Here is an 8,717-nt window from a genome sequence, read left to right as displayed (position 1 = left end):
AGGCTAGGGAATGGCTCACGACTAAGCAAATCTGTGACTTATTCAAAGTTGATGCGTCTAAAGGTAACGTGGTTGGTAAAGCATTAAACCAGTTACACAAAGAAGAAAAGCTAGGTAAGAAAATGCTTAATGGTTCAAATCAATACTGTTTTCCTACCGTCATTCCCCACACTTCATTTCTGTAAGTTGCGATTTCTACCCCACTTACTCCACTTGAAACGCAATTAGGTGGGGTAAGTGGGGTAGCTTTTGGAACATTCACCAACTTGGAGGTCTGCTAATAGCTGTACTTTTAAAGTAATGATCGCCATTGCTAACACTAAAGTGCCCCAAAATTTGATAAGAGTAATTTAGTCAACAGAGTCAATTCAAGAACTCTCATTTCAAAAAAGATTTATTTCCCCATCCGAACGCTGTAGTTCTATCGGTAGTTCACAAAGTAAATAGAATATCTTTTGTCTTGATTATGCAATAAATTGCTTTCAAAATCGTAGCTTCCTTTTGGACTTACTCAGCGCTCAAGGAAGTGTATTGGTAAGTCAGGACTCAAACTAAGCAATAAGTGTTTGCAGGTGATTTCGTGAAAAAAATTATATTAGGTGTTCTCTTCAGTGCATCGGTCTTTGCTTCCTCAAGCAAAGACGTTCCAACGATGAATGATAAGAACGGTTATGTAGAACCGTTTCAGATGTTTGATAATGTTTATTATGTTGGGGACAAATGGGTATCATCATATGCAATTGATACAGATGATGGACTAGTGATAATTGATACACTTGATTCCCCTTATTCTAAGTGGGTTCCTATCAACCTTGAGAGGCTAGGGTTAGAAGATAAGCCAATAACGCACATATTGGTAACGCATGGGCATTCTGACCATGTTGGGGGCGCTCAGTTACTTCAAAAGATGTATGGTTCTAAAGTTGTGATGACCAAAAGCGCTCATGAGCTATCTATACAGCAATCAAACAAAAGCAAAGGTGAGAGCAAGTTCCTTCCCCCAAACCTAGACATAGAGATAGAAAGCGATAGCTCTATGGTTATTGGTGGTCATGAGTTTAAGTTCTATCTCACGCCGGGTCACACAGAAGGCGACTTTTCCCTAAGCTTTACAGTCGAAGATAAAGGCGCTGAACATCGTGCATTTATCGTTGGTGGCCATAGCGTAAGTGGCAACGATCCAAAAATGATTGACCAGTTCTTGAGTAGTATGGAGAAAATTAGAAAGATTTCACTCCAGTCGCCTGTTGTGAGCGTTAACCTTTCGAACCATCCACATAAAAATTACCTATTTGAGAATAGGGAGAAGCTAGGTGCAAATGGGAACCCATTTGTTAGTGAGACAAACTTCTTCATGTTTCTTAAGCAACAAGAAAACTTAGCTAAGAATAAAATAAAAGGGCTGTAACAGTTTTGCAGATAATGTTTAGTCTTCGTTGCTGGGTTAAAAATTTAGCGATACCCAAGATAATCCGTGAAATGCTAAATTAGCAAAGCCACTGACAAGCTTCTGAGGTTGAGTTTTAACCCATGGCACTTTCTAGCTCGAAAGTGCCCCAAAGTCAGTTAGGTTAAGTGCTCTAAAACTTTTAGGGATGTGCATTTTACCTCTATCTGAATTTTTGTCGTTACGAACAACACTTTTCTTGGAGTCATCTTTCAAGTAGGTCGTTGAGTGTATAATACGTTCAACCATTTCAAAGAGACTCATTTGGAAAAAGTTAACAACTAAAGAAAGGGAATCAACTAACATCTTTGTGCAAATTTGAGAGAAAATTGCCCCCCTTTGACTCTATTTCTTATTGTTTTTTCAAAGTTGATTCAAATTGGTCATATGTAAATTCCGCGTACCATGCCTCATAAGGCATCCCCAAAATGTCGCCGTCATCATGGTAGTAGGATCTAACGACTTCATTTTTATTGTAGGGTACCCTAATGCCGCAGTCCCATCCATGCATGTCTGCGACCATTTTTCTCTTATTTTCTAAACCGATACAGCAATTTACACTCCGATAAAAAATACCTTGAGAATCTTGCCCTTCTGTAACATATACACCAGAGGAGACACCCTCAACCCAAGATGTTGGCAATAAGCCTTTAATACCCAAAGCGCCGCCAGTCCTAATTCTTGTTAGGTCTCTCTCAAGCACTAAATACTTACCTTTGTTAACCGAGTCTAACTCTTGCATATTTACACAGCCAACTAAGCAAAAAGGTAAGAAGATTAGGGATAATTTTGTTTTCATCATTAGAATATTAATACATAAAAATAGCATTGTAATTTAGCTTTAGACTGAAAAACAATAACCACTCGACAAATCATAGGATATATTCCAAATTGAAAAAACAGCCAATAAAGTGAAAATTATCTGCCCCGAAATTTCTCTGCGTGATCTGAGCTGCACCTACAAAATTAGGCATTTCACAAAGTGACTTTCCATTCCCAAAAATTATCAGCATTTGCCTAATTTAAGTGACTGCCCTAAGAAGGGTTTGTCCAACAGCCTGTTGGACAAATTTTAATACCTAAATTTTGCAAGAGGGTTTTGCAAAAATGCGAAACAAGTGGTTTCGTAAATCTTCTTTGCCCCTTTATGCGTTAGTGCTTTTACTCATTCATATCTAGTTAACGTAAATTTGCACTACAAAAAGTTATGCGAATTTCGCTCACTTAGAAATTATGCCCATCTTAGCCGACTAATTCCTTTGAATTGGTGATAAGGTATTGATTTGTGAACAAGTGAGTGAAAGACGGCTATTGACCGTCATAATTAGCATTATGAGGCAATTGGAGTATCGAGTATGTATAAGAATATCCCGAGTCTGCCAATAGCAGAGGGGAACGCACTAGGCATTGTTTTAGATGGTTGTATTCAGCAGTACGACAAAGTTTTTGACACTGCGCCATTCAAATCATTTGCTGTGTATTCGGATTACTCAGGAAAGACTAATGGTAAATATCATATTTATAGTTTTCTCTTCACTCCCTTGGACTTTGTAGGGAACTACTATGCAGCAGTAGAAAAGTCACGCATGGTACGAGGTTTAAACCGTGGTGAGTTATCGTTCAAAAAAATGGGTCATAACCCTAAAATGCTTGCAGTAGCTCAGGACGCCTTGCGTCACTCTAATAATCTGTTGCCAGGTTTGCTTGTGAATGTAGTAGTAGATAAAAAGATAAACACGCTATTTTCAGAAGACCAAAGGGGAAGCAAAAACTACTTGAAGCAATCGCTAGAGGATGGTGGTTTTCTTCATTTACCTAAACAAAGTATTGAAACAGCGCTGCGTATTGCCCACATATTTTCTTTTTTGACGGCATCGGTGTTACCAAGCGATAAGCCGATTTTTTGGATGTCAGACAATGAGGATGATTTCTATCCCTCAGGAAATGAAAAAATCCGAAAGGACTTTCTAAAGTTGTTAGATAGGGTGTTACCACTCTATATGTCTAGTGGATACGATTTTATTAATTTCTGTACTCAAGGTGCTGTAGATGTTAAGTGGCATCGTGAATTGGTTAGTCTAGTTGACCTTAGTGCTGCGGGACTGAATGATATAATGACTAGCAATGTACGAAAACAACCAATAGCAGCTAAGTCAGAGGTAATCGGCAAGTGGCTTTCATTAGAGCAAGGACTTAGTTTACAAAAAATGAACCTTTATATATCTATGTCTGACAGTGGTATCCATAGTGGCAAGGTTGATATTGGGTTTAATGGTGATAAATCAGATATGGTGAAACTTGCATTATAAGAAAGCGTTAAGACAGGTTCCCAACGCATGGCGGCTTCAGTTCAAGCCTTGGGGTTAAGTCCATATAGCACAATGGCTTTGATGAAGGGCTATTTTTTCGTCTAAGTTTGTTTCAGCCTACATTGTTTGATGTTAACTTTATGAAAATGATAACAAACAATTACTACATGGAAGATAAATGTACATTCGTACAGTCGAAATTGAAAACTATCGAGCCTTCAAAAACTTCGAGATCAAATTTTCACCACTAAGCGTAATTATTGGTGAAAACGAAGCAGGTAAAGCTAACCTATTCGATGCTCTTGCCTTGCCACTTAACAACAATGACATTAGCTTCAATAAGAAACGGCTCTCGGTATCGGATATCAACCGCGAAGCAATTAAAGAGTTTTACCAAGCGATCATCAACGGTAACGACGAAGATGAGATCAAGCTTCTGATTCCTAAGGTTCGAGTTGAGGTCGAGTTTACTGAGCCAAAGAACATTATTGAAGAAGGCGTTATTGGCAAGTGGATAATCGGAGAAGAAGCCGACGATAGCTACAAGATTCGTTACGACTTCAAGCCCAAAGATACAGAGCAATTTGTTAAGGCTGCCAAGGAGCTACTTGACGGTATCGGGGACATAAAAGATACACGCTGGTTCAACCTGCCAATTGAGCTGTACGATTACGACATAACACAAAGCAACAATGGGTTAAGAGTTAGCTATTCTGATTTAAGACTTATAGGCATCAACTCGATCAACGCTGAGCGTGATGACTTTGCCGAAAGTAACACTCAGAAATCAAACGACATCCTGACCAAGATGTTGATTTCAGCTCTCGAAGATTCCGACAAAGCCAAGATTAACAGCGCATACACTTCTTTTTTCGATGCAATCGAAAACACCGAGACATTCACAAAAATCGTTACACCTGATCCAGACTTCGAGAACTTCTTCGACGAGGTTGTTGATAAGCTTGAATGTATCCCGAACCTGCCTAATTTAAAAAGCATCCTATCCAACATTACTCTGAAGTCGGGTGAAAGCTATCTGTATCAGCGTGGTCTTGGATATCGTAACCTCGTGTACATCTACCTATTATTTGAGTTCTTTAGCGGCAACAAGAATGCACTCAACCTATGCTGTATCGAAGAACCTGAAGCACACCTCAGCGTCAACAACCTCCGCTTCGCAACTGACTTTATATACAAAAGTACACAAAAAGGCGGCTCGTCTCTACAAACGCTAATTAGCTCCCATAGTCCACTGGTCATCAATAAACTTGAGCTAACCAACGTGATCGTCCTATCTGGAAATAATGCGATCCACCTAATTGATAGTAAGAAACATCTTACTAACTACCTTCGTAAGCGACCAAACTTCGACATTCTAAAATTACTGCTGAGCAATAAGACTGTTCTCGTTGAAGGCACTACGGAAGAGATGCTGATTAACGCTATCCTCTATCGCAATAACGAAAATGTTAGCAGTCTTGAAGTTATATCTATTGAGCAAACGGGCTTTACAACTTTCATGGACGTTTGGCTACAAGTCAACAAAGGCAATACTAAGAAGAAGTTAAGCATAATTCGAGATTATGATGACAATGACTCAACCAAAGATCAGCATCAAAAGTACGATACTGATAACGACAATATTCGAGTAAGAACCACTACCAAATATACGCTCGAAGATGATCTTTCGGAGGCTGATGGAAACCTTGGCCGCCTGAACGCACTTTTCAAGAAGAAGTGCAAAACCTCTGGTGATATGGCTGAGTACCTGAAGAAAAGCAAAGCTGAAAGGATGCTCAGGATAGCTGACTCCATCTTAGATGAAGAGAACAAAGATCCGATCTCGTTACCCAAACACATTCAAGAAGCCTTGGATTTCATGAAATGATTGAGATTCAGATAGCTGGAGCTGGCGCAGGTAAGACTCATAGTCTGGCTGAGAAGATCATTGCGCACTACGACTCAACATCGCATAAGAAAATCTTTGCGATTACTTATACCAACAATGCCACGCAGAACATTTCTCAGGCGATTATCAGACAATTAGGATACTTGCCAGACAATATCGTAGTTTGCACAGTTCACACGTTTCTATTGAATGAGGTCATTTACCCTTACTCTCCTTTTGTTTTAAATGAAGTACACACTACCTCTTCACAATGCAAAACGTTTTCAAACTTTCCTGCTGGAAAGTCTGCTGAGAAAAAACAAAGAGAAGCCAAGAGCACCATTTCAAGGCTAAAGAAAATTGGGGTAATACATGTCGATGAAACATATTCTGCTGCATGGAGAGTTGTCGATGAAAACTATTCAAAACACAACAGCCAGAAGAAGAAATCTAAAGTTAGGAAAGTTCATAAACTCCTAAGCAGGGCGTTAGTTTGCAAAGGAGCCGAAAAGCGTTTGTGGTTTAAGAGCCTTGTTCTACGTTCTAGCTATTCACCTGTTCGTTTTCCAATCTCACTAACTTTCCGGTGGCGCTATGTTGGAAGTGTTTGTGGTGAGTGAGTCACTTACTGGTTCTAACATTGTTGCTAGTTCTTTGATGTGTTTTCTTTGTCTTGGCGGCTCATTCGCTAACAAATGGCTTGATTACACTTGGTTGTCAAGTTAGTCGAACGAATCCTTTGCCAGTTAAATCGCTTCAAACCGTGGTTGTTTGTCGTCTGTCGCTTCTTAGCCAAGTGCGTTTTGTTGGTTGGGTTTAACTTCTGAGCCGCCCGTTTTACTTTTGTGTTCAAAGCCAGTAGTTTCATAGCTAATTCAGCACCTTGGCGCTAAACCTCTGGTTTCATCGTGGTGGCAAACTAACAAAGCGCTTAAGACGGACTAACAAACGTTTGGCATTTTTAGCTTGGTTTAATTTTGTGTTTAAGGTGTTTTAATTGAGTGAAGTGGTAGGTTTGTTAGCCACTTAGCTTGGCGTTAGTTTGCAAGAGGAAAAACGCAGCTATATCGCAAGATCTAGTGGTAAAAGCTCAAAGTTGAAATTGTCGTATCGGCGTTCAATTTCAGTGTTAACTAGCGTGGTGAAAATTCAAAATTGGCATCGTTTCAACGGTTGATTTATTCTTTGGTGCGGCGACTTTTGGGTTAACTGAGTTGAACTTTTTTGCTGAAACTCTGCTCGTTGAGTTTGTTGGTATAAAAGCCGATTTACACGCTGAAATGACGTTTTCTCTGGTGTGGTAAGTTCCACGTGGTTTCAGTGACTTTGTTGAAAGTCCGCATTGTGAGATTGGTTTTCCAAAAGCGCTTTTTGGTGTTGTTAGTTCGTTTTCTGCGTCGTTGTTTGTTCCACGTGGCTTCATTGAGTAGTCGCTTTGAGACTACGCCTGACTTAAATGCATCAAAGCACATAAAGTTTGTTGTTTTCAAAGTTTAAAATAACCTAAAATCAACGCTTTGGGTTTGCAAACTAACAAACTGCTCAAGAGGGATTCGCAACGCGTGGCATTTTTACTATGCGTTGAATTTAGTGATTAAGGCGGTTTGCGGCGGCTTTTGTATTGCGTTGCTCACCCCTTAGCAGGGCGTTATATTCTTCAAAATAAGTTAAGAGAAAGAATGATAGATAAAGCATCGGAACTGCTAGAGCAGTTCATACAAATTGAAACACAGGCGCTAGCCGAAATCGATATGCCTCACATGCCTACATTAGGAAGCGCATACGAAGAGGTAACAAAACAGGGTATAGACCAAGATTTTGTTATTCCGAAAGGTTTGGATTTAAAGGTTGTATCTGGCTTCATCTCTGTTGGTGAAGAAATGTTACCTCAACAAATCGATGGGATGTTGGTCTGTGGAGAGGGAAAGCAATACGGTCGAACACAAGAATATATTTACCCAATAGACCAAGTGCTTTGTATTTTTGAAGTGAAGAAAACGCTAAATAAAGCTGATTACATCGATGCGTTTGATCACCTAAGAGTCATCAGGAAAAAGTACTCCGAGTACTTTGAATCAAAATTTGATGTAGATCCAACATTTGAACCGAATATTGATGTTGCGCGTAAGCATTTCTCGCAAATAACGGGTAAGGAAGCACCACACAAATATAGTCAAATTCATAGTTTATCAAAAGCTGATGGGATACTTTTTTACGCTTTAGTTCAAGAAACATTAGCTCCGCTTAGCATTATCCATGGTTATGGTGGTTATACAACAGAGGCTGGAATGCGTAATGCTTTCCTAGATATCCTATCTGAAAAAGGAGAGGATTCTGGCGAGGGACTTGGTATTCCAAGCTTACCATCTCTGGTAACAACCAACGGTTTTTGCATTGTTAAAGGTAATGGTGTTCCTTTTATCGGTATTAACGGAGATCGTGAATGGGCAGCTTTGCTTTCAACGAAAGGAAATGCTGTGCGTATAATTCTGGAGGTTATTTGGTCAAAGATATCTATCTATTTTGATGTGGCGATGCCTTGGGGAGAAGACTCAGATACAGAAACTGCAGTTCCTCTGTTGTTTGCTAAACCACTTGAAACGGAAACCAGCGCTGGTTGGTATTATTCACCCATAAGACTAAAAGAATCTCCGCTCAACTCTAGAGAAAGCATGCAAGAATGGCAGCCAGTTGAAATTAGCAAAGACATAACTAGCGTTATTTATTCCATGTTAGCTACTGGAGGGTATATTGATTTGGTTAGTATAGATGAGATTGCTTCAAGTCATTCAGTTTCCTTCGATGAGCTTTTTAAACGACTTATGAATACCTTATTATTCAAGCAAGTTGGAGGTTACGTTCGTCCAATTTCATCACGACTACATATGGTTACAGATAGTGATGGGCATGACTTCATCTCATCAACACGAGAGCGTTTAGATATTTGGTGTGAAAGACGAGGTGTCGAAAAAAGCTATATAAACCTAATCATCATGGAGTAAACCAGAATATAACAATCTGTTTAAGAGTGATTCGCAACGCGTGGCATTTTTGCTATGCGTTGCGTTTAGTG

General features: G+C 39.6%; 6 protein-coding genes and 1 pseudogene. 6 read left to right on the top strand and 1 reads right to left on the bottom strand.

The annotated features are described in order from the left end of the window. Positions 1-185 (top strand): annotated as a pseudogene (locus ACED48_RS20130) (virulence protein); the annotation flags it as partial. A 395-nt stretch (positions 186-580) separates the two neighbouring features. Beyond that, entirely contained in the window at positions 581-1,408 is an 828-nt protein-coding gene (locus ACED48_RS20125; protein ID WP_017057155.1) for an MBL fold metallo-hydrolase, read from the top strand. A gap of 391 nt (positions 1,409-1,799) precedes the next feature. Here the strand turns inward: ACED48_RS20125 and ACED48_RS20120 are convergent, their stop codons facing one another. After that, positions 1,800-2,249 (bottom strand): hypothetical protein, encoded by a 450-nt coding sequence (locus tag ACED48_RS20120; RefSeq protein ID WP_146443122.1) that lies wholly within the window; start codon positions 2,247-2,249, stop codon positions 1,800-1,802. A 553-nt stretch (positions 2,250-2,802) separates the two neighbouring features. Here ACED48_RS20120 and ACED48_RS20115 point away from each other — a divergent pair. From ACED48_RS20115 to ACED48_RS20100, 4 genes are all read left to right on the top strand, one after another. Continuing rightward, positions 2,803-3,756: a hypothetical protein gene (locus ACED48_RS20115; protein WP_017057158.1), complete on the top strand. Its 954-nt coding sequence runs from the start codon at positions 2,803-2,805 to the stop codon at positions 3,754-3,756. Between the two features lie 178 nt (positions 3,757-3,934). Next, the gene (locus ACED48_RS20110; RefSeq protein WP_017057159.1) at positions 3,935-5,644 is read left to right on the top strand and encodes an ATP-dependent endonuclease; all 1,710 of its coding nucleotides are present in this window, start codon (positions 3,935-3,937) and stop codon (positions 5,642-5,644) included. Then, the gene (locus tag ACED48_RS20105) at positions 5,641-6,264 is read left to right on the top strand and encodes a UvrD-helicase domain-containing protein (protein ID WP_017057160.1); all 624 of its coding nucleotides are present in this window, start codon (positions 5,641-5,643) and stop codon (positions 6,262-6,264) included. The genes ACED48_RS20110 and ACED48_RS20105 overlap by 4 nt, the downstream gene beginning before the upstream one ends. 1,059 nt (positions 6,265-7,323) lie before the next feature. Further along, on the top strand, positions 7,324-8,646 hold the full coding sequence (locus tag ACED48_RS20100; RefSeq protein WP_017057325.1) for a DUF6602 domain-containing protein: 1,323 nt from the start codon (positions 7,324-7,326) through the stop codon (positions 8,644-8,646). Positions 8,647-8,717 lie beyond the last annotated feature (71 nt).

The organism is Vibrio sp. 5S239, from assembly GCF_041439575.1.
Lineage (GTDB): Bacteria > Pseudomonadota > Gammaproteobacteria > Enterobacterales > Vibrionaceae > Vibrio > Vibrio kanaloae.
The sequence above is the reverse complement of the archived record's forward strand: the minus strand, read 5'-3'. Positions and strand labels throughout refer to the sequence as shown.

What these genes read in the sequence shown, in the direction of transcription:
- ACED48_RS20110 (WP_017057159.1), top strand. Translation starts at nt 3,935, where the DNA reads ATGTACATTCGTACAGTCGAAATTGAAAACTATCGAGCCTTCAAAAAC.
- ACED48_RS20115 (WP_017057158.1), top strand. Translation starts at nt 2,803, where the DNA reads ATGTATAAGAATATCCCGAGTCTGCCAATAGCAGAGGGGAACGCACTA.
- ACED48_RS20105 (WP_017057160.1), top strand. Translation starts at nt 5,641, where the DNA reads ATGATTGAGATTCAGATAGCTGGAGCTGGCGCAGGTAAGACTCATAGT.
- ACED48_RS20100 (WP_017057325.1), top strand. Translation starts at nt 7,324, where the DNA reads ATGATAGATAAAGCATCGGAACTGCTAGAGCAGTTCATACAAATTGAA.
- ACED48_RS20120 (WP_146443122.1), bottom strand. Translation starts at nt 2,249, where the DNA reads ATGATGAAAACAAAATTATCCCTAATCTTCTTACCTTTTTGCTTAGTT.